The sequence below is a fragment of the uncultured Hymenobacter sp. genome (assembly GCF_964243305.1).
In the GTDB taxonomy this organism is placed as follows: Bacteria; Bacteroidota; Bacteroidia; order Cytophagales; family Hymenobacteraceae; genus Hymenobacter.
In genome coordinates, this window is the sequence record NZ_CAXTEF010000015.1 from 28,478 (window position 1) to 54,510 (window position 26,033).

Sequence of the window (26,033 nt, forward strand, 5' to 3'; positions counted from 1 at the left end):
AGCCATACAAGTTAAGTTGGTTGAGCAAGTTTATTTTTTGAGTAGGGTGCGGGGCTTGCCCCCGCCCGGCGTCGGCGCCGATAGATTAGTAATCAACTGGCGCTCATGCCGGGCGGGGGCAAGCCCCGCGCCCTACCCCCCTCCTAATTTTTAGCCGAACTCTTGGGCTGCGAGGCCAGCAAGTTAATCCAATTCGCAATTTTTAGCGCGTTGGCCTTCGTCACCTGCGGCATGGAAGGTATTTCAATTGCGTACTCTGGCCAGTTCTGAGAAGGTGTAGGATAATAAAAATAAGATTATTAGATGCATTCGTTTGGCGGGCCTGCAGAGCGACAAAGGGCTCTAATGGCAATGTATTCAAGCCCTATTAATTATTCTAGCCCCACGGAGACGTGTTGAAATGAGTCATGTTGAAACATCATAATGTACTTATCCTACACCTTCTAAGAAACCCAGACCCTCCATTTCAACTGCCTGAGCGTGGTTGAAATGTCCTTTAAGAAGCTGCTTAAGTTAATCGAGCGAGTCGGCGAATATTAGCCACATAGAGCCAAGCGTTCGCCCACTGCTGGAACCGGCCGTAGGCGGTAGAGCCGTTGCACAAGCCCGTTGTATTCAGGGCTTTCTGCTGGTAGCCCGTACGCAAAACAAAGAAAATGACTTTCAACCCGTCTCGGTCCGGAATGCGCCGCCGATGACAACCCAGCGGGTGGGCCTTCGGCATCTACACCGGCAGCAATAGCGCAGGAAACGCCGGCGCCTCACTTACGCCCGCCCACGTCCGTAAACACGTAAGTGCGGGCCACTTCCAGCGGCTTGCCATCGGCTTCGGCATACGGATAAACGAAATAGTTGAGCGGCGGACCGGCCTGCGCGGGGGCCAGCATCACGTCGCGGCCACGCGTGAACTCAACGCGGTTTTCGTCGTGGGCGCCGAAAAAGTAGCCACGGCGGCCGGGGTCTTTGGCGGCCTCAGACGCATCGATGGGCACCCAACCCGTCTCGCTGGTGTAAAACTCGGCCCAGCAGTGGTAGCCCTTAATTTCGGCCTCCGCTGCCGCCGTGCCGCGCGGCGCCGGCAGCGGCAGGCCGATGCTGAAGCGCGCCGGCACGCCCACGGCCCGGCAGTAGCCGATGAACACGGCGTGAAAGTCAGTGCAGTTGCCGCGGCGCGCGTCGCAGGCGTAGTAGATGTCGCCGCGGCCCCAGCCCTGGCCGGTTTTGTCGTATTTCATGGTGCCCACCACGTGCTCGTAGACGGCGCGGGCCTTGTCCAAATCCGTTTTGGCGCCGGCCTGCGCCACCACTTCCTGGGCCTGCTGCCGGATTTGCGCATCCAGCGGCACCAGCCGGTCGGGGGCCAGCCAGCGGGCCATGTCGGCGTCGGGCTTTTCTTTTTTGGCTGATTTTGCAGCCGCGGCCGGGTCGCCAGCTGCCAGGTTGAGGTGTTCGCGGCGCGTGATTTGGGCCGTGAGCCGGACCACGAGCGGCGCCGTGGGCACCGTGGCCGGCCGCAGGTGCAGCATCTGGTTGCCGTAGGCACCTTTTTCTATCTTGTAAGGCACCGGCGACTCAATCTGGAGCTTGCGCACATCCTGGCTGGCGTCGGCGTGGGGCAGCGGCAGCCACAAATCCAGGGTGTGGGTGCCGGCCGGCGGCACGGGCACGGTGGCGGTGCTGCGCAGCACAAAGGTGCGGCTGCGCGGGGCCGGGGCCGGCACCCGAAAGCCGGGCAGCAGCGCGGCTGCTCCCAGCAGCCCGGCCCAAATGGCCGGACGAATCAACAAATCTTTAAACACGACTACCGGGCACTAAGACGCTGCTGGCGGGCGTCGGCCAAGCTGGGAGACCTTTCTGAAAAGTGTCTTGCAACGGCTGCTTCACCTTTATTTGAAGGAAAACTTCCGTTGCCCGCCGGCCCAACGGACCGCGCCAGTCAGGGCCAACCAGACCCCAGCAGTGCTCAAAGATACGGCTCGGCCGCCGGGCGCCGGGATTTGGGCTATTTTGCCGGCTGGCTGGGCATCCTTTTATTCTTTCTATGCAGATTTCTACTCTTAAGCGCCGGCCCGCGCCGCACGGCCGGTCAGCGGACTGGCCGCGCGGCCGGCCTGTCCGCATTTGGCGGGTGTTGCTGCTGCTGCTACTGGCCTCCTGGCCGCTGCTGGCCCAAACCAGCCCTACCCCCCTGCCCGCCGCCAATGTCCCGGCCGCTACTGCCCCGCCCGCCGCGCCGGGGCTGCTGCTGCGCCCGGCCGCCGTCTTCGACGGGCAGGACCTGCACGCGGGCTGGGTGGTGCTGGTCGAGGGCGATAAAATCACGGCCGCCGGCCCGGCCGATAAAGTCCCTACCCCCCCACCCGGCACCAACGTGCTGGAGCTGCCCGGCCTGACGTTGCTGCCGGGCCTGATTGAGGGCCACTCGCACCTGCTGCTGCACCCCTACAACGAAACCAGCTGGAACGACCAGGTGCTGCAAGAGCCCGTGGCCCTGCGCGTGGCCCGCGCCACGGTGGCCGCCCGGCTCACCCTCAATGCCGGCGTCACCACCGCCCGCGACCTGGGCACCGAGGGCGCGGGCTACGCCGATGTAGGACTGAAACAGGCAATTAATCAGGGCATTATCCCCGGTCCGCGCCTGCTGGTGGCGACCCGCGCGCTGGTGGCCACCGGCTCCTACGGGCCCAAGTTCACGGCCGAAATCGAGCTGCCGCAGGGCGCACAGGAGGCCGACGGCACCGACGGCATTGTGCGGGCCGTGCGCGAGCAGATTGGCAAGGGCGCCGATATTATTAAAGTGTACGCCGACTACCGCTGGGGCCCGAACGAGCCGGCGCGGCCCACGTTTTCGCTCGAAGAGCTGACCCTGATTGTGCAAACTGCGCGCAGCGCCGGCCGCCCGGTGGTGGCCCACGCCAGCACGCCCGAAGGAATGCGCCGCGCCACGCTGGCCGGCGTCGAAACCATCGAGCACGGCGACGGCGGCACGCCGGAAGTGTTTCAGCTTATGAAGCGGCGCGGCGTGGCCCTGTGTCCCACCGTGGCCGCCGGCGACGCCATCAGCCAGTACCGGGGCTGGCAGAAAGGCAGCGGGCCCCTACCCCCCGGTATTGAGCAGAAGCACCGGAGCATGGCCGCGGCCCTAAAAGCCGGCGTGACCCTGGCCGTGGGCGGCGACGTGGGCGTGTTTGCCCACGGCGACAACGTGCGCGAGCTGGAGCTGCTGGTGCAGGACTTCGGCCTGACGCCGCTGCAAGTGCTGCGCGCCGCTACCAGCGGCAACGCCCAGCTTTTTCACCTCCCTGACCGCGGCAGCATCCGCCCCGGCCTGCTGGCCGACCTCGTGGCCGTGGCCAGCGACCCCACCCGGCAGGTGTCGGCGCTGCGGCAGGTGCGGCTGGTGGTGAAGGGCGGGCTCGTGGTGCGGGAGCCGTGAGCCGTGAGCCGTGAACAGTGAACAAAAAGACCGTCATGCAGAGCGCAGCGAAGCATCTCGCTCGTCACTAATCTAAATGATAGAACAACGATTGGATTACTTCCCCGAGCGAGATGCTTCGCTGCGCTCTGCATGACCGCCTTTGTTATAGCTAACTCCACTCAGCATATCCGCCTTTTAATTCTTCATTCTCAACTCCTAATTCCCCATGTCCCCTACCCCCCTGCGCTTGGCCATCCTCGGCTCCGGCAACATCGGCCTGGCCCTGGCCAAGGGCCTGGTCAAGGCTGGCCTCACCGCCGCCGAGCACATCACCCTCACCCGCCGCAGCGTGGCCGCGCTGGCCCCGCTGGCGCAGGCTGGCTACCAGACCACCAGCGACAACCGCGCCGCCATCGCGGCGGCCGACATTGTGGTGCTGGCCGTGCTGCCCCAGCAGCTCAACAAGCTCCTGGATGAGCTGGCCGCCGGCCTCGACCCGGCCCGGCACCTGCTCATCTCGGTGGTGTCGGGCGTGAGCTGCCAGGACATCCGCCAGCAAACCGGCCACGCGGCGCTGCGCGTGGTGCGGGCCATGCCCAACACGGCCATCAGCATCGCCCAGAGCATGACCTGCGTGGCCTCCGACTCAGCTTCGGACACGGATTTGGGTTTGGTGGAAAAGATGTTTGACACGGTGGGCGTCAGCATCCGCATCAACGAGGAGCTGATGACCTCGGCTACGGCGCTCTGCGCCTGCGGCATCGCCTTTTTCCTGCGCGCCATCCGGGCGGCTTCGCAGGGCGGTACCGAAATCGGCTTCCACGCCCACGACGCCCTGAAAATGGCTGCCCAAACCGCGCAGGGCGCCGCCGCGCTGCTGTTGCAGCTCAACACCCACCCCGAGCAGGAAATCGATAAGGTCACCTCGCCCAAGGGCTGCACCATTGCCGGCCTCAACGAGATGGAGCACCAGGGCTTCAGCTCGGCGCTGATCAAGGGCATCAAAACGTCGGCCGTGAAGGCGGGCAGCTTATACAAGGAGGGGTAGGCGCCTGCCAGCAGCCCCGGCCCGCCGGGCCGGGGCTGCTGGCAGGCGCAGCAAGTCAGTCTTATTTTCTTCAAATATTATAATATATATCACAATAAAGATAGTTTAACTATAGTTCAATACTTTTTTATTTTTATTTTTTGCTTTTTACTATGCTTGCATTAGAAAGTATAGCTACCTTGCATCACATATCCTCCCTCACTGCTATTATTTCGACCTATGCGCCGACTGCTACTTGGTCTGGGTGCGCTGCTCTACGGCGCGGTCCTGGCTTCTGGCTGCGCCGATAAAGCTGCCGAGCCTACCCCCGCCCTCCCCGTCAGCCGGCAGGGCATCACGAGCGCCAACGTGAGCTACGACAACTACATCGGGCTGCTCATCAACTCGCGCTGCCGCACCTGCCACAACCCCGCCTCGGACCTGAGCACCAAGGCCGCGCTCGACGCCTGGGTGAACGAGAAGACCTACGCCAATGCCGCCCGGCACAGCGTCAAGATTGTGGGCTCGATTGTGCAGAGCAACATGCCCATCGCCCGCCCGCTGCCCGCCGAAGAAAAAGCCCTGCTGCAAGCCTGGCTCGACCGTGGCGCTCCCCAGAAATAGCCCGATTACAGATTACCCTTCCGCTTCCTCCACCTTTTTTCTGCTTTAGCCGTGAAAAAACCTTTCCTCCTCCCGCTGGCCGTGCTACTGGCGCTGGCCGCCCACGCCAGCCAGGCCCAGACGCTGTTTCTGACCCGCCACGCGCAGCTCTCATTTTTCTCAAAAACGCCGCTCGAAGACATCAGCGCCCGCAGCACCTCGGCCGTGTCGGCCATCGACCTGAAAAGCCGCTCCATCTACTTCAAGGTCGATAACACCTCGTTCGCATTTCCGCAAAAGCTGATGCAGGAGCACTTCAACGAGAACTACATCGAGAGCAGCAAGTACCCGGTGTCGGAGTTCCGGGGGCAGCTGGCCACCGAAATCGACCCTACCGTTGATGGTACCTACCCCGTGCTGGTGAGCGGCAAGCTCAAGCTCCACGGCGTGGAAAAAGCCTATCAGCAGCAGGGCACCGTGACGGTGAAGGACCATAAGGTGCTGGTGGCGGCCACCTTCCCGGTGCTACTCAAAGACCACAACATCGACATTCCGAATATTGTCATTGCCAAGATTGCCGAGCAGGTGCAGGTGACGGTGAGCGCCGAGTATGAGCTGCACAGCGCCCTGACCAGTATTAAATAAGCCAGGCCGCCGGATTCGTCATGACCTACCTTTTCCGCTTACTGACCGCTGGCGCGCTGCTGCTCAGCTGCGCCCCGACCACCTACGGCCAGGATGACCTGAGTCAGCTCTTCGCCACGCCTGCCGACTCGCTGAGCACCGCCCGCAAGCCCGTGACGGCCACCTTCAAGGCCCCGCGCGTCATCAACCTGCGCTCGACCGAGGGCATTGCCCGCCACGAGCTGGACTTTCAGATTATGCACCGCTTCGGCGACATCGCCGGCAAGGCCGGCGGGGTGCGCAACTTCTTCGGCCTGGACTATTCGACCGACATCCGCATCGCGCTCGACTACGGCCTGACCGACCGGCTGACCGTGGGCCTGGCCCGCGCCAAGGGCATCTCGGCCGTGCGCGAGCTGTACGAGGGCAGCGCCAAATACAAGCTGCTGGAGCAAAACCAGGGGAACTCGCGGCCGGTGAGCGTGGCCTTGTTCGGCAACGCCGTGGTCTCGGGCATGAAGGCTACCACCGATGAGTCGCTGGCCAGCACCTTCTCGCGCTTTGCCAACCGCTGGAGCTACGTGGGCCAACTGATTGTGGCCCGCAAGTTCAACGAGCGGCTCTCGCTGGCCTTGCTGCCAACGGTGGTGCACCGGCAGTTTGTGGAAATCCACGACGACAACACCGTGTACGGGCTGGGCGCGGCCGGGCGCTTCAAGCTCACGCAGCGCCTGGGCCTGATTGCCGACTACGTGCTGGTGCGTCGCAGCGCCGGCAGCCGCGCCTACTACCGCAGCCGCGGCGTGCAGTTCTACAACCCGCTGGGCCTGGGCCTGGAAATGGAAACCGGCGGCCACGTCTTCGCCATGACTTTTACGAACTCCACGGCCCTGCTCGAAAACCAGTTCATCCCCGAAACCCGCGCCAGCTGGGCCAAGGGCGAGTTTCGCTGGGGCTTCACCATCTCGCGCCGCTTCGCGCTCGGGGGCAAGAAGAAAGGGTAATTCCCTACCCCCCTCGTGGCTGCCAAACGCCGGCAACCGGAATAAACTAAAAAGGCCCGCTTCGGTGAAGCGGGCCTTTTTAGTGGGGTGCCGCCAGCATTCGCAAGCAGCGCGCCGCGCAACTAACTTGCTGCTAAATTACTTTCTCTCGACTAACCTGCTTGCGCACCTGCCATGCCCTCCGCTCCTACCCCTGCGCTGCACCACGTTTCCCGCCAGATAGATGATAGATGTGCTGCGCCACGACCGACTTGTGTTCATTCTAACTCAAAAGCTGGAAACTGACGTGTCGTTCGAAGACTTGTTCATCATCCGTTGCGAAGCCCTTGACCTGACTGTGTGGGGCCAGACGCTTACCGAAGCCGAAGACGCGCTGGCGTTCAGCTTTTACTCGCACTATCAGAGCTATTATTTGGAAGCGGACGAAGAGCTAGCCCCGGATGCGCAGCGTCTGAAAGCACTACTGCACATGCTGATTTTAGATACCGTACAGGTATGAAGACCCGGAAAGTCAACGATTTGCAGCGTGTTCTGCAAGCCAAAGGCTTCGCACTCTATCCCGAGAAAGCGCATCACTAGTTCTACTACCTGGTCGTGGATGGCCAGAAAACGGCTGTCAAAACGTATTTCAGTCATGGTCTGAAAGAATACGGCGACCCCCTGATACAACTCATCAAAAAACAGCTCAAGTTCAGGCAAACGCGGCAGGCTGAAGACTTTCTTGACTGCCCGATGTCGGGCGAGCAGTACGTAGCGCTGCTGCGCGAAACCGATAATCTTGCCTGAGAGCAGCTGGCATCGTTTAACGGCGGCAGGCCGCCCCATCTTTACGCCCATGCCCGCCCCTACCCCCCCCCTGCTCCCCTACCTGGTCTTCGACTTCGACTCGACCTTCACCCAGGTCGAAGGCCTCGATGAACTGGCCGACATCGCTTTGCAAGGCCACCCCGACCAAGCCGATATTGTGGCCCAGATTCGGGCCCTGACCGAGCGGGGCATGGCCGGCGAGCTGGGCCTGGCCGAATCCCTGGCCGAGCGGCTGGCCCTGCTGGGCGCGCAACGGCGGCACCTGGCGCCGCTGGTGGCGCGGCTGCAAGGCAAGGTGAGCGAGAGCATCCGGCGCAACGCGGCATTTTTTTGGGCTAATTCCGAACGGATTTACGTGGTCAGCAGCGGCTTTCGGGAGTTTATTGAGCCCGTGGTGGCCGAGTTTGGAATTAAGCCGGAGCACGTGCTGGCCAACACCTTCACCTTTGACGAAGCCGGCAACATCACGGGCTGCGACGCTATAAACGTGCTGAGCCAGAACGGCGGCAAAATCCGCCAGCTCGTGCTGCTCGATTTGGACGGGCCGGTGTACGTGTTCGGCGACGGCTACACCGACTATCAAATCCGTGAAGCTGGCCTGGCCGACCGCTTCTACGCTTACACTGAGAACGTAGCCCGTCCCGCCGTGGTGGCCCACGCCGACCAGGTGCTACCCAGCTTCGATGAGTTTTTGTACCAACTCAAACTTCCCATGACGCTTTCCTACCCCAAGAACCGCATCAAGGTCTTGCTACTCGAAAACCCCGACCTCCGCGCCGCCGAGCTGTTCACCCAAGAAGGCTACCAGGTCGAGAGCGTGCCCGGCGGGCTGGATGAGGACGAGCTGATTGCCCGCGTGGGCGAGGTCAGCATTCTGGGAATCAGAAGCAAAACCCAGGTCACGCAGCGCGTGCTGGAGGCCGCCCCGCGCCTGCTGGCCGTGGGCGCCTTCTGCATCGGCACCAACCAGATTGCGCTGCCCGGCGCCATGCGCAAGGGCGTGGCCGTGTTCAATGCGCCGTTCTCCAATACCCGCTCCGTAGTAGAGTTGGCCTTGGGCGAAATTATCGTGCTGGCGCGCCGCATCCCGGAGAAGAACCCGAAGATGCACGCCGGCGAGTGGGATAAGTCGGCCCGCGGCGCCTTTGAAATCCGGGGCAAGAAGCTGGGCATCATCGGCTACGGCAACATCGGCTCGCAGCTCTCGGTGGTGGCCGAAGCCGTCGGGATGCAGGTTTTGTATTATGACACGGCCGAAAAGCTCCAGCTCGGCAACGCCGTGAAGTGCCGCACGCTGGAGGAATTGCTGAGTCAGGCCGACGTGGTGACGCTGCACATCGACGGCCGGCCCGACAACGAGAACTTTATTGGCGAGAAAGAATTTGCCCTGATGAAGCCCGGCGCCCTGTTCCTCAACAACGCCCGCGGCCACGTGGTGAACGTGCCGGCGCTGGCCGCCGCGTTGCGCTCCGGCCACCTCGGCGGGGCGGCCGTGGATGTATTTCCCTACGAGCCCAAAACCAACCACGAAACCTTCGAGAATGAGCTGCGCGGCCTGCCCAATGTGCTGCTCACGCCCCATATCGGCGGCAGCACCGCCGAGGCTCAGCGCAACATCGCCGAGTTCGTGCCCGAGCGCATCATGCAGTACATCAACACCGGCAACACCCAGCAGTCGGTCAACTTCCCCAACATCCAGTTGCCCGTCCAGCAAGCTCACCGCCTCATTCACATCCACGCCAACGTGCCGGGCGTGCTAGCCCGCATCAACAACGTGCTGGCCGAGCACCAGGTCAACATTCTGGGCCAGTACCTGAAAACCAACGAGCACATCGGCTACGTGATTACGGATATTGATAAGGAATACGGGCCTGAAGTCATCAAAGCCATGCGCGCCGTCGAGCACACAATTCGGTTCCGGGTGCTGTATTAGCAGATTAAAGCGCCCCGCGACAGCCTAGCCAATTCCTGAGCCAACAGGCGAGCCGCTTAGCTTTCCCGCTCCGCCAGCAGCGCATTATAGCGCTGCACCATTTCGGCGTACAGCGCATACACGTGCAGCAGCTTGTCTTTGCAGTCGGTCAAGCTTTCGAGTTGGTACGGAACGACGGGTTCCAAGGCGATGGCCGGGGAAAGCTCCCGAAAATCCTGTCCAAAATCATAGTGAATGAGATTGCCCACGCGCTTGATAAAGTCAAAGCTCAGATTTGGGTCCTCGAACCGCCGGTAGAGAGTCGGGCGGCTAATGGCTAGGGGACCTAGAAGTTGGCTAAGCTTGACTCCACTCTTGCGCACCGCCGCGGCCACAATTTCTCCGCGATGTTGCTTGGCCATATCCACTCAGACTAAAAGAGAGACAAATTTGGCAAGTTCGCGTCCGCACTTGATTATCAACTGTTTGTCTTTTATGCGTCATAAACCGACTTTTATGCGTCACTTTTGTATCAATTCTGATTCAAAAATTTCTGCATGGACGGCCACAGTCTCACTCCTACCCCCGAAAACATTGCCCGGCTGGGCCAGCTCTTCCCTGAAGTCATCAGTGAGGGTCGCATAGATTTTGAGCGGCTGCGGGCGGCGCTGGAAGCGGCCGACGCCCTACCCCCTGCCAGTTCCGAGCACTATGAGTTGCGCTGGGCCGGCAAGGCTGAAGCCCGCCGCGAAGTGCAGCGCCCGACTACGGCGACGCTGGTGCCGGACCCGGCGCAGAGCGTGGCCTGGGACACTACGGCAAACGTATTTATCGAGGGCGAGAACCTGGAGGTGTTGCGCGTGTTGCAGCGCGGCTACTTCGGCAAGGTCAAGATGATTTACATCGACCCGCCTTATAATACCGGCTCCGATTCGTTCGTATACCCGGATGACTACTCGGAGCGGCGGGAGGAGTACGAGAAGCGCACTGGACAGCGCGACGAAAACGGCTTTCTCAACAAGCAGGACCTGTGGAAGAAAAACACCCGCGAAAACGGTCAGTACCACTCGGCTTGGCTTTCCATGATGTGGCCCCGGCTCTACCTAAGCCGCAACCTACTGCGCGAAGACGGGGTAATTTTCGTGTCCATCGACGACAACGAGGTGCATAACCTGCGCCTGGTGCTGAACGAAATATTCGGGGAAGAGAATTTTATAGGAACAATTATCTGGAAAAAGAAAACCAATGGCAATAATGTCGGCGACATCCCGCCGGTGCATGATTATATCCTGTGCTTTGCCAAGCAAAAAGTCGATAAGCAGGATGCGCTACTAGGCTTTCCGATGACGGACGAGTACCTGAGGAAGACTTACAAAAACCCGGATAAAGACCCGCGAGGTCCTTGGACTACTTCTGATTTATCCGCCAATCACGAAGGACCCTATTTTCCTATTCTGAACGCCCAGACTGGCGTCGAGTATTACCCGCCGGAAGGCCGGTACTGGGTTTTCAACGAGGCGGAGGCCAAGGTCCGCATTGCGGATGGGCGCATCATCTTTGGTCGGAAAGGCCTGACGGCTCCCGTGCAGAAATCTTTCCTAAAAGACCGCCGCAGCACCCGGCTGAAGGCCGACTCCTGGTGGAGCGAGCACGGCCTGAATGAGGATGGCACCGCGGAGCTGGCGGGCTTGCTGGGCCCAAAGGCATTTGTGCACTCCAAGCCGTCGGATTTAATTAAGCATCTACTTAACATCACCACGGTTGACGGAGACTTGATTCTCGACTTTTTTGCGGGCAGTGGCACCACTGGTCAAGCAGTTTACCGCCTTAATGAAGAGGATAAGGCGCATCGCAAGTTTATCCTGGTTCAATTAGGTGAGCCAGTGGAAGACCAGAAAATACCGTTCCGCACCATCGCCGACATCACCCGCGCCCGGCTCACCAAAGCCGGCGAAAAGCTGCGGGCAGCGCGGGCCGGCCAGTTGCCGCTGGCGGCCCCTACCCCGCCCGATACGGGCTTTCGTGTCTACCGGCTCGACTATTCCAACTTCCGGGCGTGGCGGCCCGACGTGCAATTGGCCCCCGACATGCTGGCCCAACTGGAGCTGTTTCAGGAGCCCCTGCGCCGCGACGGCGGCCAGGGCGAGGCCGCTGACGCGGCCCTGCTCACGGAGCTGCTCCTGAAAATGGCGGGCGGCGCCGACGTGCTGCCCTTGTCGGTGGCCGTGGCGCGGCGCGAAGTAGCGGGTGTGGCAGTGCACGACGTGGCCGGCGGGCTGGTCTGGCTGGCCCTGGCCGGCATCAACCCCGCCGTCGTGGCCGCGGCCGTGGCGGCCCGGCCGCAGCGGCTGGTGGTGCCCGGCCGGCTCTTCACCGGCGACAATCCCGACGAGCAGGTCAGCAACGCCCGCCTCCAACTGGCCGGCGCCGGCGTGGCGTTGCAATTGATTTAGTTGGACTAGCCGTCTACCCCCGTCTGTCATCCTTCATCTGGCGTCCGCTTGCGAAGGACCCTCTGCCAATTGAATGACTTGCAGTAATAAGCTGCTTAGTGCTCGTTCTGACGTGATAAGGTCCTTCGCAAGCGGACACCAGATGAAGGATGACAGACGGGGGTAGGGCGTCAGAAAAATGAGAATAGCAACCCATATGAAACTCCAATTCGACGCCGAGCAGGATTACCAGAAAGCGGCCGTGCAAGCCGTGGTAGCGGCTTTTGAGGGACAGCCGCTGCGCAGGGCCCCGCTGGAAGTGTCGGTGAGCGCCAGCGGCGGGCAGGGCTCGCTGGCTTTCACCGAGACCGGCATCGCCAACCAGCTGGTGCTGGCCGAAAGCCAGCTACTGGATAACATTCGCCGGGGCCAGGCGGCGCGGGGCCTACCCCCCTCCGACGCACTGATGCCCTGCGTATTTCAAACCGCCGACGGCCAGACCGACGCCGAGAGCCTGCCGCTGAACCTGACCGTGGAGATGGAAACCGGCACCGGCAAAACCTACGTGTACCTGCGCACGATTCAGGAGCTGCACCGCACCTACGGCTTCCGCAAGTTCGTGATTGTGGTGCCGAGCGTGGCCATCCGGGAAGGGGTGTGGAAGTCGCTGCAAATCACGCACGAGCACTTTCAGGCCCATTTCGGCTACCCACCCGTGCACTACGAGCTGTACGACAGCGGCCGGCTGGCGGCGCTGCGCAACTTCGCCCTGAGCGACGCGCTGCAAGTTCTGGTCATCAACATTGACTCATTTACGAAGGACACCAATATTATCAACAAGGCGCACGAAACCGGCGTCCGGCCCATCGAATACCTGCGAGCCACGCGGCCCATCCTTATCATCGACGAGCCCCAGAACCTGGAAACCGACGCCCGCAAGGCGGCCCTGGCCGAACTGCGGCCACTGGCCACGCTACGCTACTCGGCCACCCACAAGAACTTGTATAATCTGGTGTACTCGCTCAACCCGGTGCAGGCCTACGACCTGGGGCTGGTAAAGCAGATTGAGGTGGACGGCATCACGGCCGACGGCAACTACAACGCCGCGTTCGTGCGGGTCCGGGCCGTGGAGAAAGCCAAAAAAACGCTCAAGGCCCGGCTCAGCATCTACAGCAACGAGAAGGGCGGCGTGCGGCAAAAGGACGTGACGGTGAGTCTGGGCAGCGACCTCTACGCGCTGAGCAACGGGCGCGACATCTACCGCGACGGCTTCATCGTCAATGAGCTGGACCCCGACGAGGGTAGCGTCACGTTCTCGGCGGGGCTGCGCGTTGTGGCGGGCCAGGACGTGGGCGGTCTCACCGAGGCCGTGCTGCGCTACCAGTTGGAGCGCACCGTGAAATGGCACTTTGAGAAGGCGCGCCGGCTCAAGCCCCGCGGCCTGAAGGTGCTCTCGCTCGTGTTCGTGGACCGGGTGGCCAGCTACCGGCGCTACGACCCGGCCACGAAGCAGCGGCGGCCGGGCGTGTTTGCCGAGTGGTTTGAAAAGATTTTCACCGAGTACGCAGCCCGGCCCGAGTACGCCGGGCTGATTCCCTTCCCGGCGGCGCAGGTGCACGACGGCTACTTTTCGCAGGACCGGGCCAACCCCGCTGGCAAGGACACCCGCGGCGACACGGCCCTCGACCGCGACACCTACGCCTTGATAATGAGGGATAAAGAGCGGCTGCTGAGCCAGGACGAGCCCTTGCAGTTCATCTTCTCGCACTCGGCCCTGCGCGAGGGCTGGGACAACCCGAACGTGTTTCAAATCTGCACCCTCAACGAGACGCAGAGCGACGTGAAGAAGCGCCAGGAAATCGGCCGGGGCCTGCGCCTGCCCGTGGACGCGAGCGGGCAGCGGGTGCAGGACAAGGCCCTGAACCTGCTTACTGTGATTGCCAACGAGAGCTACGAGGACTTCTCGGCGGCCTTGCAGCGCGAGATTCAGGAAGAAACAGGCGTCGAGTTCAGCGGCCGCACCCGCAACGCCGGCGAGCGGCGCACGCTGCGCCTGACCAAAGAGCTGACGCCGGAAGGCTGCCCGGCTTTTTTCGAGATTTGGAACCGCATCAAGCACCGTACCCGCTACCGCGTCGAGTATAAGACCGAAGACCTCATCGCCGGGGCCGTGGCCGAGCTGCAAGATTTGACCAAAACGCCCCCTACCCACCGCCCGCAGCTGCAAGCCCGCAAGGCCCGCCTGAGCTACACCGACGAAGGCATCGCGGGGATGCTGGCCGCCGAGGCCCAGCTCAGCCTCGATACGACCACCTACTCCGTGCCCGACGTGTACGGCTACCTGCAAAGCCGGGTAGACGTGACGCGCCCGACCATCTTTCAGATTTTGAAACGCTCAGGCCGCTATGCCGAGCTGCTCATTAATCCCCAGATGTTTCTCGATAATGTGGTGAGCGCCATCCGCCGTACCCTCAGCCAGTTGCAGGTAGCCGGCATCAAGTACGAGCAGGTGGCGGGCGACGAGTATGAGATGCTGCTTTTTCAGGACGACGAGGTAGCGCAATACCTGAGCAATCTGCACCAAGTAGGCAAGCCCGAGCGCACGCTCTACGACTACGTGCCCGTGGACAGCGCCACCGAGCGCAAGTTTGCCGAAAGCTGCGAGGCGGATGAGCGGGTTGTGTTCTATTTCAAGCTGCCGCGGGGCTTTCTCATCCCAACGCCCCTAGGCAAGTACCGGCCCGACTGGGCCATCGTGCTCGAAGGCGACCAGCGGGTCTATTTTGTGGTCGAAACCAAAGGCACGGCCGGGCAAACCGAACCCATCGACCAGCAAAGTCTGCGCGGCAAGGAGGGCTTGAAAATCGCCTGCGGCGTGCAGCACTTCGCCTTGTTTGCCCCGGAAGGGGTAGGTTATCAGGTGCAAGCTAATTTGAAAGACGTGCGGTAGGCTGTCCTGTCCGGCCTTTTACAGCCTTTCCCGCACCTGCCCCAGCAGGCGCTCCATCTCGTTGCGCAGGGGGTAGTCATCGGTGGGGAAATTGTTATTCATGAACACGACGGCCACGAGCCGGCCGGATTTGGTGCGCAGGTAGCCGCAGAGGTTGTGGTTGTTGCTAAGCGTGCCGGTTTTGCCCCAAAGCCAGGTTTGCTTGGGCATGGCGGGCACGCCTTTGGCGGCGGACCGGGCCGGGTCGAAGTAGCGCTTGCGCAAGGTGCCCTGCCCGCCGCCGGGCGCCAGTAAGCTCAGCAGACGCTTTTCGGGCACTTCCTGGTGTAGCTTGAGCAGCACGGCCAGCAGGGTGCGCGGCGTGACCAGATTGAGGCGCGAAAGGCCCGAGCCGTCGGCCCAGCGCACCGGGTCGGGCGCAAAGCCCAGGTAGTTTCGGCGGGCAAAGCGAATGACGCGCTCGGTGCTGAGCGAGTCGTCGGGGGCGGCGAGGGGGGGTAGGCGGCTGGCGCACATAAGCAGGAGCTGCTCGGCCAGGAAGTTGTCGCTCACGCGCAGCATCCGGCGGTAGAGTGAGTCGGCGGGCAGGCCCGGCAGCGTGCGCATGGCGGCCTCCGTGGCCCGGCTTACGCGCCCGACTCCCACCACGGCCCGCCGCAGCGTGTCGCCGAGCAGGCGCAGCAGCAGGCTTCGGCTGGGGCGGAAGGGAGTTTCATCAATCCATTTTTTGGGGCTGCGATAATACGCGAACCTGTTGTCTTCCAGCTCGCGGCGCACATGGTCGTCGGGGTCGGTCGGCCTAGTGGCGGCGGCGCTCACCAGCGGCCGGAACTGCCGCGGCAAGACCCGCGGCGCCTGCCCGGCGGCGGCATAAAAGCGCACGGTATGGCCGTATATCGGGAAAGCGCCGCGCTCGGGCTGAAAGTAGTAGTTGTAGTCATCCCAGGTCCAGGACGGGCCATAGGGCGCCGAGGTAGGTCGGTCGCAGTAAGCCAGAATCTTCTCGGGCCGCGTGCGCAGGAACTCCACCGCGCGGCGGCTGGGCACGTCGCCGTGTAGCAGCGTGGGGTCGCCGGTGCCCTGGAAAAAGAGCGTGTCATTGCGGCTCAAATAGCGCAGGCTGGGCAGCGAATCGCCGAGCAGATGCAGCCCGGTGTAGAAGCTCAGCAGCTTCATGGTGCTGGCCGGCGTGAAGTACTTAGCTTCATTCTGCCCAAATAATATCTCGCCCGTAGCCGCATCGGCCAGGCAGATTCCGACCTGGTGCTGCTGCATCACTTTTGAGGCCGTGAGCAAGGTATCGAGCCAGGCCAGCGGCCGGGCCGCCGTGGCAGCAGCAGCAGCAGCAGTAGCGGTGGCGGCGGGCGGCGGATTCTGGGCGCAGGCGGGCAGTTGGGCGGCGCTGAAAGCCAGCAGCGCGAAGACGAGCAAACGACGAAACATAGGCCGCAACTTACGCAGCTTTCGGGCCAAGTAGCAGGCCGCGCGGGGCCGGCACGCCATCCTTCTACTCAAGTAGAAGCCTGCCCGCCGGCTTCCTACCCCCCCGCCCCCACCCGACCCAGCCAGAGCCCGATGAGAAACACAATGCCGCCCCCCACAATCACCTGAAAAATGGTGCTCGCCAGGGGAGTCTTCATGAACCGGTAGCGGATGTAGGCAATCAGCAGCAGCTCAATACCCACCACGGCGTAGGCCACCTTCAGGGCCAGCCCCAGATTGGTGAGCAGGAAGGGCAGCGTGTGCAGCATCCCGCCCAGCGTGGTGGCCCCGCCGGTAATAAGGCCCCGCACCCAGGGGTTGCCGCGGCCCGTGACGGTGCCGTCGTCGGAGAGGGCCTCGGCCAGACCCATGCTCACGCCAGCGCCTACCGAGGCGGCCAGCCCCACGAAAAAGGCGTCGTGGGCTGAGTGCGTCAGGCCCGCCGTGGCGAAGAGCGGGGCCAGAGTCGAAACCGAGCCATCCATGAGGCCCAGCAGGGCAGGCTGCACTTTTTGCAGCACGAATTCGGCGTGGGCCGCCGCCTCGGCGGACGTGGAGGGGGTAGGAGGAGTCATGGCCATGAGCTAACGGAAACGCGCGCGAAGTAGCGGTGGGATGCAGACTTGAATCTTTACGACTTTCTGTTTCGCTCACTTGCCCGCGCCCGGCGGCAGTCAGGCCTCGCCAGCCGGAAGCAGCAGGCCAGCAGCGGGCCAGCAGCGGGCCCTGAGGGCCTGACCCGCCCGCGCCTTCAATCCCGCCGTACCTTTGGCCTCCGTAATGCCCACCTCCCCCCTCCCTACCCCCCCGGCCGCCGCCAAATACATCTTCGTGACCGGCGGCGTCACCTCTTCCCTCGGAAAAGGAATTATTTCGGCCTCGCTGGCCAAGCTGCTACAGGCCCGCGGCTTCCGGGTCACCATCCAGAAGTTCGACCCCTACATCAACATCGACCCCGGCACGCTCAACCCCTACGAGCACGGCGAATGCTACGTCACCGATGACGGGGCCGAAACCGACCTCGACCTGGGCCACTACGAGCGGTTTCTGAACGCGCCGACCTCGCAGGCCAACAACGTGACCACGGGCCGCATCTACGACACCGTGATTCGGCGGGAGCGCGAGGGCGCGTTCCTGGGCAAGACGGTGCAGGTGGTGCCCCACATCACCGACGAAATCAAGCGCCGGATGCTGCTGCTGGGCCAGAGCGGCGAGTTCGACGTGGTCATTACCGAAATCGGCGGCTGCATCGGTGACATCGAGAGCCTGCCCTTCGTGGAGGCCGTGCGCCAGCTGCGCTGGGAGCTGCCACCCAACGACTCGCTCGTTATTCACCTCACGCTGCTTCCGTATCTGAGCGCAGCCGGCGAGCTGAAAACCAAGCCCACGCAGCACTCGGTGCGCGACTTGCGCGAGGCCGGCCTCCAGCCCGACATCCTCGTGTGCCGCTCCGAGCACCCAATTCCGGTGGAGATGCGCAAGAAAATCGCGCTCTTCTGCAACGTCAAAATCAACTCCGTGATTGAGGCGCTAGATGCCGACAGCATCTACTCGGTACCGCTGCTCATGCTCAAGGAAAGCTTGGATGAGCGCGTGATTAAGCGGCTGAAATTGACCGGCGGCCCGGCTCAGCCCGATTTGGAGGTGTGGAAAGACTTCCTGGGCCGGCTCAAAAACCCGACCGAGGAAGTGACTATCGCGCTGGTCGGCAAGTACGTGGAGCTGCCCGACGCCTACAAGTCCATCAACGAGAGCTTCGTGCACGCCGGCGCCCAGAACGAGTGCAAGGTGCACCTGCGCAGCATTCAGAGTGAGCACATTACGAGTGAAAACGTGGCCCAGCTGCTGCACGGCTGCGACGGCGTGCTCGTGGCGCCCGGCTTCGGGGAGCGGGGTTTTGAGGGCAAGATTTGCGCGGTGCAGCACGTGCGCGAAAACAACATTCCCTTCTTCGGCATCTGCCTCGGAATGCAGGTGGCAGTAGTTGAGTATGCCCGCCACGTGCTGGGCTTGCCCGAAGCCAACTCCACGGAGATGGACGCTCACACGCCCTACCCCGTCATTGCGATAATGGAGGAGCAAAAGAACATCACTCAGAAGGGCGGCACAATGCGCCTGGGCGCCTACGCCTGCGACCTGCGCCGCGGCTCGCGCGCGGCCAAGGCCTACGGCCGCAACCACGTCAGCGAACGGCATCGGCACCGCTATGAATTTAATAATCAGTTCCTGACGCAGTTTGAGGAAGCCGGCCTGCACGCCACGGGCACCAATCCCGAAACGGGTTTGGTTGAGGTAATTGAGTTGCTTAATCACCCGTGGTTCGTGGCCGGGCAGTTTCACCCGGAGCTGAAAAGCACCGTCGAGAACCCGCACCCGCTGTTCGTGCGCTTCGTGCGGGCCGCCATTCAGCACCGCAAGGCGCAGTAGGTAGTTACGAGTTTTGAATTATGAGTTATGAGTTGGAAGTTATGCTAAGCGTCATAGCTCTATCAACTATAAGCCTCCTATGCAAAACTTATAACTCATAATTCAAAACTTATAATTCCACTAAATGGACCGCAACCAAGCAACCGGCCTCTTCCTTATCTCGGCCCTGCTGCTGATTTACCTGTTTTTCTTCGCGCCCAAGCCCGAAGACGCTAAAAACCAGCCCGCCAAGCCGACCACCGGCACCGCTGCCACGCCCGCCGCCCCGGCGCCCGCGGCTATCCCTACCCCCCCCCTCGCGCCCGAAGCCGCCCTGCACTCCGCTGCGGGCCCGGTGCGGGAAATCCAGCTCAAGAATGAAAACCTGACCCTGACCTTCTCTACCCGTGGCGGCCGGCTGACGGCCGTGCGCCTGAACAAGTACCAGACCTTCTTCGGCCAGCCGCTCGACTTGCTTGATGCTCAGAGCGCCCGCCTCGACCTGCGCTTTCGCCTCACCACGGGCCAGACAGTGAGCTTCGCAGGCCTCAACTTTCAGCCTTCGGCCATCACGCCGGAGGAGAAGGGCGGCCAGCGCCTGACCTTCACCGCGCCCGTGGCCGGCGGCACCATCGAGCAGACGTATTCCCTACCCCCCAACTCCTACGAAGTCGGCTACAACCTCAAGCTCAACGGCTTGCAGAACAGCGTGGCCCAGGAGCCGCTCACCTTCACCTTCCAGGACCGCGTGCGGCAGACCGAGCAGGACCGCCAGCAGAACCAGAACCACTCAACCATCAACCACCACACGGCTTCGGGCAACCACGACGCCCTAGCCGAAGCCAGCGAAACGCCCGAGGAAAAGAAAGTGGCCGAGCCCCTGCGCTGGGCCGCCCACAAGCACGACTTCTTCGTGGCCGGCTTTATCGCTGATGGGGCGCCCTTCGCCAGCGGTTCCTTCAACGCCGCCGCCGACCTGGCCCCCAACAGTCCGTTCATTAAGGCGATGAGCACCACGCTGGCCCTGCCCGTGGCCGACGTGACGAGCCCGGCCGGCGGCAAGTACCGCTTTTTCTTCGGCCCGAATCAGTTTAATCTGCTCAAGGAAGTCGCGCCGGAGTTTGACCGCAACGTGTACCTGGGCTGGGGCGTTTTCCGCGCCGTCAACCGCTACGTGATTCTGCCAGTGTTCCATTTTCTGGAGCAGTACATCGGTTCCTACGGCATCATCATCGCCCTGCTGGTCTTGCTTATCAAGCTCGTCACCTGGCCGCTGACTTATAAAACCTACGAGTCGCAGGCCCGCATGAAGGTGCTCAAGCCCGAGATTGACGCCATCAAGGAGAAAATCGGCGACGACCCGACCAAGGTGCAGCAGGAAACCATGAAGCTCTACTCGACCTTCGGCGTGAGCCCGCTTAGCGGCTGCGTGCCCACGCTGCTGACTTTGCCGATTCTGTTCGCCATGTTCCAGTTCTTCCCCAACGCCATCGAGCTGCGCCAGCAAAGCTTTCTGTGGGCCAAGGACTTAAGCTCCTACGACGTGTTTGCCAAGCTGCCGTTCGCCATCAAATGGTACGGCGACCACGTGAGCATGTTCACCCTGCTGATGACCGCTTCGACCCTGCTTATGACCTACCAGAGCAACCAGGTCAACACCCAGATGCAGGGGCCGATGAAGTTCTACAGCTACCTGATGCCCGTCATCTTCCTGTTTGTATTAAACAGCTTCGCCGCCGGCCTTACCTGGTACTACTTCGTGAGCAACGTTATCACGCTGGGCCAACAGGCCATCACCAAGGCCTTCGTCGATGAGAATAAAATCCGCGCCCAGCTCGACGCTAATAAGGTCAAGAACAAGGACAAGAAGCCCAGCGGCTTCCAGGCCCGCCTGGCCGAGGCCATGAAAACCGCGCAGGAGCGCGAGGCGCAGGCGAAGAAAAAGGGCGCTTAGGTGTGTCGTCCTCCGCGGCTAAGCCCACCCCCGGCGCCTCCCCGGCGGGAGAGGCGAGCCTGACCTTATCAGCTAATAAAAAGCTCACTGCGAGTATGCAGTGAGCTTTTTTCCAATATCCAGACTTGCGTCGGGTTGAGCGCCAGGCTCCCCTCTCCCGCCGGGGAGGGGCCGGGGGTGGGGTTAGCCGCGAAGGGCGAAACCTGCCTACTCTTTCCGCACCCGCTCCAGCAGCAGCTGATTCATCGGGTTGGGCGTGAGGCCGCGCACGTTGTTTTGCGTCAGGCGCACCACCTCATCATAATAAAGCGCCACGACCGGCGACTCCCGCACCACGAGCCGGTCCATCGCCTGGTAGAGCGCGAAGCGCTTTTGGGCGTCCTGCTCCTTGCGGGCCAGTTCGTAAAGCCGGTCATATTCTGGGTTTTTGAAGTGCGTTTTATTCGGGCCAGCGGGGGCGAAGTTGGGACTGTAGAACAAGCTGAGATAATTCTCCGCGTCGGGGTAGTCGCCGAGCCAGCTTTTAGTAAAAAAGGCGGTGCGGCCGTTGTCCACAATTTCCTGCTGGGCGGCGGATTGGTTGACGTCAATCTGGACCTGCGCGCCCACTTCGGCCCATTTCTTCTGCATGTATTCGCACACTTCCTTGCGCTCCTGCACCGTGCTCAGGCGCAGGCGCAGCGGCCGGCCGGGGCCGTAGCCGGCGGCTTGCAGCAAGGCGCGCGCCTTCTGCGGCTGGTAGGAATAGCCGGGCACGGCTTGCACGCTGAATGAGGGCAATGCCGCCGGCACGAAACCCGAATTGCCCGGCCGCCCGACGTGGTTGAGCACGTAGGCCAGCATTTCGGGCTTGTCGAGGGCGTAGTTCAGGGCCTGGCGCACGCGGCGGTCCCGCAAGAGCCGGCCCTGCGCGGCCTGCGGGCCGGTCAGGTTAGCCGAATCCAGCTGGAAGCCCAGGTATTCAGTGTTCAGATACGGCACTTTCTGCACCTGAAACCGGCCCCGGAAGTCGTCGCGCACCGTGCCGTCGGGGTTGAGAATCAAGTCTCGCGAGCCTTCGCGGATGCCGGACAGAAAGTCCAGCTTGCCCTGCTGGAAGGTCAGAAACTCGGTTTTGCGGTCCTGAATAAAGCTGATTTGCACCGCGTCGAGGTAGGGCAGCGGCCGGCCTTGCGTATCGCGGCGCCAGTAGCGCGGGTTTTTGTGATAAAGAATCACGTTGCCCTCATCCCAGAGCCTAAACTGAAACGGCCCCGTGCCCACGGGATGCTCCCGAAAGTCCTTGCCGTACTTGAGCACCGCCTCGCGCGGCACCACGAAGGCGTAGGGCATAGTCAGAATGCCCAGAAACGGGATGAACGGCTGCTGCAAGTGAATGCGCAAGGTTGAGTCATTCACGGCTACAAAGCAGGTGTCGCTGGGCTCACCCTGCTTGTTTTCCAGCACCTTACCCCGAAAAATCCACCCGCCGGGCGAGGCCGTGGCCGCGTCCAGCAGCCGCCGGAAGCTGTACACGAAATCCTGCGCTACCACTTCCCTACCCCCCCCGCCGGGAAAAACCTCGCTAGCCTGAAACCCTACCCCCCGCCGCAGCCAGAACGTGTAGGTCCGGCCATCGGGCGAGATGGCGTAGCGCCGGGCCAGCGCGGGCGCCGGCTGCATGGCCGAATCCAGCTCCAATAAGCCGTTGTAGAGCTGCGACACGGCCCAGGAATTGGCTTGGTTGCGGGCAAAGGCGGGGTCGAGCGAGGTTAGGGCTTCGGGCTGGTTGTAGTGGAAGACGCGGCGCTGCTCGGCGGCCGCGGCCGGGCGGGCGGCCTCGCGGCAGGCGGGCAGACCGGCGCCTGCCATTAGCAAAACCAGGCCGGCCGCGGCCGGCCGCCAGGCGAAACCGGGCCGCTCAGGCCGGAAAAAAGCGCGCATTCGACGAAGGAAAGACTGTATCTTTGTCAAAGGTAAGCCAACGAATTTAGCCCTTTCTTCGCGTTGCGCGCGCCTTTTTCTATATGACCCTTACCTACTTCGGCCACTCCTGCTTCCTCGCCAATTTCGACGGCACCCGCGTGCTTTTCGACCCCTTCATCAGCCCCAACGGCTTGGCGAAGGACGTGAACGTGGCCGCCATCGAGGCCGACTACATCTTCCTCTCCCACGGTCACTACGACCACGTGGCCGACGTGGAGGCCATCGGCTTACGCACCGGCGCCGAGCTGCTGGGCATGTTTGAGGTGCTGGGCTACTTCGAGGCCAAAGGTCTGAAAGCCAACCTGAAGATGAATCTGGGCGGCAGGGTGCAGCTGCCCTTCGGCCAGGTGCAGATGGTCGGCGCGGCCCACTCCAGCTCGCTGCCCGATGGCTCTTATGGCGGGCTCGCGGCGGGCTTCGTCATTAAAACCGCCGCCGGCCGCACGCTCTACTTCGCCGGCGACACGGCCCTGACCTACGACATGAAGCTGATTGGCGAGCGCTACGGCCGGCTGGATTTTGCCATCCTGCCCGTCGGCGACCATTTCACGATGGGCGTGAGCGACGCGCTGATTTGCGCCGACTGGGTGGGCACCAGCAAAATCATCGGAATGCACTTCGACACGTTCCCGCCGCTGGTCATCAACCACGATGTGGCCAAGGCCGAAGCGCAAGCCGCCGGCAAAGAGCTGCTGCTGCTGCGCGTCGGCGAAACGATTACGCTGTAAATTAGTTGTTTAGCTGTTTAGTATAGCGTCCCTACCCCCTTGTCATCTGTCATGCTGAGCTTGCGAAGCATCCTCTCGCCGCGAAACGACGCAGTAACTAATCGATTAGTGCTCGTTCTCCGGCGAGAGGATGCTTCGCAAGCTCAGCATGACAGATGACAAGGGGGGGTAGGGATGACAATAAGAGAACATGGGAAAAATAATTGCGGTAGCTAACCAAAAAGGCGGCGTGGGCAAAACCACGTCGGCCATCAACCTCGCGGCCTCGCTGGCCGCCCTGGACTACCGTACCCTGCTCGTGGATGCCGACCCGCAGGCCAACGCCACGTCCGGCGTCGGCTTCGACCCCAAGGACATCCAGAACAGCATCTACGAGTGCATGGTGGACGGCATCAACGCCCGCGACATCATCTTGCAAACCAACGTGTTGCCCCACCTCGACTTGATGCCCTCGCACATCGACCTGGTGGGCGCCGAAGTGGAGATGATTAACCTGCCCAACCGTGAGGAAAAGATGAAGGAGGCCCTGCGCCCCCTGGCCGACGAGTACGATTTCATTGTCATCGACTGCTCGCCGTCGCTGGGCCTCATCACGGTCAACGCGCTGACGGCCGCCCACTCGGTCATCATCCCGGTGCAGTGCGAGTATTTCGCCCTCGAAGGCCTGGGCAAGCTGCTCAATACCATCAAAATCATTCAGAGCCGGCTGAACCCGGAGCTGGAAATTGAAGGCATCCTGCTCACGATGTACGACGTGCGCCTGCGCCTGAGCAACCAGGTGGTGGAAGAGGTGCAGATGCACTTTCAGCAACTCGTTTTCGACACCATCATCCCGCGCAACGTCAAGCTGAGCGAGTCGCCGAGCTTCGGAATCCCCGTCATCCTGCACGACGCCGAGAGCAAGGGCGCCATTTCCTACCTGAACCTGGCCCGCGAAATCGTGGAGAAGAACAGCGTGGAAGCCCGGCCCGAGGAAGCGGCGGACGAGGCGTAGCGTAATTGTTTTTAACGGGTTGTTAAATTGCCAAGCCGGGCGTAGAGACACAATATTTTGTGTCTCGTCGTCAGCACGATTATCGTTCCTCTGTTAGAGACACAAAATATTGTGTCTCTACCGCAACCCGATTTTCGATATGGTCGACAAAAAATCTGCCCCCATAGCTTGGGCAACCTTGCTGTTTGAGTTGGAAGATACTCAGGAGCATCTGCAAAAAATGTGTCTGGAGATGAACGACAACCCTCAATATGATGAGGTGGAGTTTGCAATAGATATGGCGCACATCTACTCTCACCTGAACCGGGCTTGGAACGGGCGTAATGCAACAGAGAAACAAATCGACGACCAGAATCTTTGGCGACAATGGAGTCAGTTTCCTGCTGACTTAGAACCTCTATAAAGTTGCCATGCTTGTTTCCGCTGCTCATCCGCTAATTGGCATTGACCCGGAAATACGCTTCGGCCGGGCTTGCTTGATTGGTACGCGCATCAGCGTGGAAGATGTGCTGCGATGGCTAGGCAATGGTATGAGCATTTCGGAAATCCTGGAAGATTTTCCTGAGTTGAGCGAAGAACAAATTAGAGCTTGTCTGCGCTACGCGGCTGACCGGCAGCGCAACACGCGCTTAGTCCGGTGAGGCACCTTGCCCTTCCCCGCCAAATCCCTAAATTTGACGTTCCGCTGGCGCCGAGTTTTCGGCCCGCGCCCCCGATGCTATGGCTGTAGTCGAAGATAAGAACGAAGAAAAGGCAGTCCCTACCCCCCTGCCGGCGGCCAAGCGCAAGCTCGGCGGGCTGGGCCGGGGCCTCAATGCCCTGATTGAAGGCAGCTACGAGAAAAAGGGCGAGCGGCTCGTGCCGCACCCGGTCAACTCGGTGGGCCAGATTCCAGTCGACCAGATTGAAACCAACCCCTACCAGCCGCGCACGCACTTCGACCAGGAAGCCCTGCGTGAGCTGGCCGAGAGCATCCGCATTCAGGGCATCATTCAGCCCGTGACCCTGCGCCAGACCGGCACCAACGCCTACCAGCTCATCTCCGGCGAGCGGCGCCTGCAGGCCAGCAAACTCGCTGGCTTAGAGACCATTCCGGCCTACATCCGCAAGGCCGACGACCAGCAGATGCTGGAAATGGCCCTCATCGAGAACATTCAGCGCGAAAACCTGAATGCCATCGAAATTGCCCTGAGCTACCAGCGGTTGCTGAGCGAGTGCAGCCTGCGCCAGGAAGACCTCGGCGACCGGGTGGGCAAAAACCGCTCAACCGTCACGAACTACCTGCGCCTGCTCAAGCTGCCACCCGACATTCAAATCGGCCTGCGCGACGCCGAAATCAGCATGGGCCACGCCCGCGCCCTCATCAGCATCGAAGACCCGCAGCAGCAGCTGGCTTTGTTCCGCCGCATAGTGGCCGAGGACCTGAGCGTGCGCCGCGTCGAGGAGCTGGTGCGCGGCGGCTTCGGCCGATTCCCTACCCCCCCCGCTGGCGGCAAAGCCAACGGGGCCAGCGCTGAGCCGGCCCCGCCCGTCGTGCCCGTGGCCGAGCTGCGCCGTACCGAGCGGTTTCTGGCCGACCGGTTTGGCTCCCGGGTGCAGGTGCGGCCGGGGCCGCAGGGCCGGGGCGAAATCAAAATTGCCTTCGATTCGGTCGAGGACATGCAGCGGATTCTGCACATTTTGCAGCCGGCCTGAGCGGATTGATTCTTGCGGGACTTTGCAACGCG

At 62.0% G+C, this 26,033-nt stretch carries 22 protein-coding genes and 1 pseudogene; 17 read left to right on the forward strand and 6 right to left on the reverse strand.

Translation table 11 applies throughout. The features are described 5' to 3' along the window. Nucleotides 1–562 precede the first annotated feature (562 nt). Both ACFE70_RS10625 and ACFE70_RS10630 read right to left on the reverse strand, forming a co-directional pair. Nucleotides 563–712: pseudogene (locus ACFE70_RS10625) on the reverse strand (IS5/IS1182 family transposase); the annotation flags it as partial. 49 nt (nt 713–761) lie between these two features. After that, the gene (locus tag ACFE70_RS10630; protein WP_375417718.1) at nt 762–1,799 is read right to left on the reverse strand and encodes a transglutaminase-like domain-containing protein; all 1,038 of its coding nucleotides are present in this window, start codon (nt 1,797–1,799) and stop codon (nt 762–764) included. Between the two features lie 242 nt (nt 1,800–2,041). On the opposite strand from ACFE70_RS10630, the gene ACFE70_RS10635 reads away from it, so the two are divergent. The 8 genes from ACFE70_RS10635 (at nt 2,042) to serA (ending at nt 9,416) form a co-directional block, all read left to right on the forward strand. Beyond that, nucleotides 2,042–3,436, forward strand: a complete 1,395-nt coding sequence (locus ACFE70_RS10635) for an amidohydrolase family protein (RefSeq protein WP_375417719.1) — start codon at nt 2,042–2,044, stop codon at nt 3,434–3,436. 208 nt (nt 3,437–3,644) lie between these two features. Then, a complete protein-coding gene (gene proC / locus ACFE70_RS10640; protein ID WP_375417720.1) occupies nt 3,645–4,466 on the forward strand; it encodes a pyrroline-5-carboxylate reductase in 822 nt (273 codons plus the stop codon). Nucleotides 4,467–4,685: 219 nt separating this feature from the next. Continuing rightward, on the forward strand, nt 4,686–5,069 hold the full coding sequence (locus tag ACFE70_RS10645) for a hypothetical protein (RefSeq protein ID WP_375417721.1): 384 nt from the start codon (nt 4,686–4,688) through the stop codon (nt 5,067–5,069). A gap of 51 nt (nt 5,070–5,120) precedes the next feature. Then, nucleotides 5,121–5,693, forward strand: a complete 573-nt coding sequence (locus ACFE70_RS10650; RefSeq protein ID WP_375417722.1) for a YceI family protein — start codon at nt 5,121–5,123, stop codon at nt 5,691–5,693. Nucleotides 5,694–5,713: 20 nt separating this feature from the next. Beyond that, entirely contained in the window at nt 5,714–6,676 is a 963-nt protein-coding gene (locus ACFE70_RS10655; RefSeq protein WP_375417723.1) for a DUF5777 family beta-barrel protein, read from the forward strand. Nucleotides 6,677–6,929: 253 nt separating this feature from the next. Further along, entirely contained in the window at nt 6,930–7,175 is a 246-nt protein-coding gene (locus tag ACFE70_RS10660; RefSeq protein WP_375417724.1) for a hypothetical protein, read from the forward strand. 95 nt (nt 7,176–7,270) lie between these two features. Next, nucleotides 7,271–7,462: a hypothetical protein gene (locus ACFE70_RS10665; RefSeq protein ID WP_375417725.1), complete on the forward strand. Its 192-nt coding sequence runs from the start codon at nt 7,271–7,273 to the stop codon at nt 7,460–7,462. A gap of 49 nt (nt 7,463–7,511) precedes the next feature. After that, nucleotides 7,512–9,416: a phosphoglycerate dehydrogenase gene (serA, locus tag ACFE70_RS10670; RefSeq protein WP_375417726.1), complete on the forward strand. Its 1,905-nt coding sequence runs from the start codon at nt 7,512–7,514 to the stop codon at nt 9,414–9,416. 56 nt (nt 9,417–9,472) lie between these two features. On the opposite strand, the gene ACFE70_RS10675 is transcribed toward serA, so the two are convergent. Further along, entirely contained in the window at nt 9,473–9,817 is a 345-nt protein-coding gene (locus ACFE70_RS10675) for a hypothetical protein (RefSeq protein ID WP_375417727.1), read from the reverse strand. A 135-nt stretch (nt 9,818–9,952) separates the two neighbouring features. On the opposite strand from ACFE70_RS10675, the gene ACFE70_RS10680 reads away from it, so the two are divergent. Next, nucleotides 9,953–11,848, forward strand: a complete 1,896-nt coding sequence (locus ACFE70_RS10680) for a site-specific DNA-methyltransferase (protein ID WP_375417728.1) — start codon at nt 9,953–9,955, stop codon at nt 11,846–11,848. Between the two features lie 196 nt (nt 11,849–12,044). Continuing rightward, entirely contained in the window at nt 12,045–14,777 is a 2,733-nt protein-coding gene (locus ACFE70_RS10685) for a DEAD/DEAH box helicase family protein (protein ID WP_375417729.1), read from the forward strand. 18 nt (nt 14,778–14,795) lie between these two features. Here ACFE70_RS10685 and ACFE70_RS10690 read toward each other — a convergent pair whose 3' ends face one another. After that, nucleotides 14,796–16,220, reverse strand: a complete 1,425-nt coding sequence (locus ACFE70_RS10690; RefSeq protein ID WP_375417730.1) for a D-alanyl-D-alanine carboxypeptidase — start codon at nt 16,218–16,220, stop codon at nt 14,796–14,798. Nucleotides 16,221–16,315: 95 nt separating this feature from the next. Next, nucleotides 16,316–16,840 (reverse strand): VIT1/CCC1 transporter family protein, encoded by a 525-nt coding sequence (locus ACFE70_RS10695; RefSeq protein ID WP_375417731.1) that lies wholly within the window; start codon nt 16,838–16,840, stop codon nt 16,316–16,318. A gap of 199 nt (nt 16,841–17,039) precedes the next feature. Here ACFE70_RS10695 and ACFE70_RS10700 point away from each other — a divergent pair, with 199 nt between their 5' ends. Both ACFE70_RS10700 and yidC read left to right on the forward strand, forming a co-directional pair. Further along, nucleotides 17,040–18,686: a CTP synthase gene (locus ACFE70_RS10700; protein ID WP_375417732.1), complete on the forward strand. Its 1,647-nt coding sequence runs from the start codon at nt 17,040–17,042 to the stop codon at nt 18,684–18,686. A 124-nt stretch (nt 18,687–18,810) separates the two neighbouring features. Beyond that, nucleotides 18,811–20,619, forward strand: coding sequence for a membrane protein insertase YidC (gene yidC, locus ACFE70_RS10705; protein ID WP_375417733.1), 1,809 nt, complete (start codon nt 18,811–18,813; stop codon nt 20,617–20,619). A 207-nt stretch (nt 20,620–20,826) separates the two neighbouring features. Here the strand turns inward: yidC and ACFE70_RS10710 are convergent, their stop codons facing one another. Next, nucleotides 20,827–22,542, reverse strand: coding sequence for an ABC transporter substrate-binding protein (locus tag ACFE70_RS10710; RefSeq protein WP_375417734.1), 1,716 nt, complete (start codon nt 22,540–22,542; stop codon nt 20,827–20,829). A gap of 83 nt (nt 22,543–22,625) precedes the next feature. On the opposite strand from ACFE70_RS10710, the gene ACFE70_RS10715 reads away from it, so the two are divergent. From ACFE70_RS10715 to ACFE70_RS10735, 5 genes are all read left to right on the forward strand, one after another. Then, on the forward strand, nt 22,626–23,312 hold the full coding sequence (locus ACFE70_RS10715; protein WP_375417735.1) for a metal-dependent hydrolase: 687 nt from the start codon (nt 22,626–22,628) through the stop codon (nt 23,310–23,312). 190 nt (nt 23,313–23,502) lie between these two features. After that, nucleotides 23,503–24,306: a ParA family protein gene (locus tag ACFE70_RS10720; RefSeq protein WP_375417736.1), complete on the forward strand. Its 804-nt coding sequence runs from the start codon at nt 23,503–23,505 to the stop codon at nt 24,304–24,306. A 139-nt stretch (nt 24,307–24,445) separates the two neighbouring features. After that, on the forward strand, nt 24,446–24,709 hold the full coding sequence (locus ACFE70_RS10725; RefSeq protein ID WP_375417737.1) for a hypothetical protein: 264 nt from the start codon (nt 24,446–24,448) through the stop codon (nt 24,707–24,709). A gap of 7 nt (nt 24,710–24,716) precedes the next feature. Continuing rightward, entirely contained in the window at nt 24,717–24,947 is a 231-nt protein-coding gene (locus tag ACFE70_RS10730; protein WP_375417738.1) for a DUF433 domain-containing protein, read from the forward strand. 79 nt (nt 24,948–25,026) lie between these two features. After that, on the forward strand, nt 25,027–26,001 hold the full coding sequence (locus ACFE70_RS10735) for a ParB/RepB/Spo0J family partition protein (protein ID WP_375417739.1): 975 nt from the start codon (nt 25,027–25,029) through the stop codon (nt 25,999–26,001). Nucleotides 26,002–26,033 lie beyond the last annotated feature (32 nt).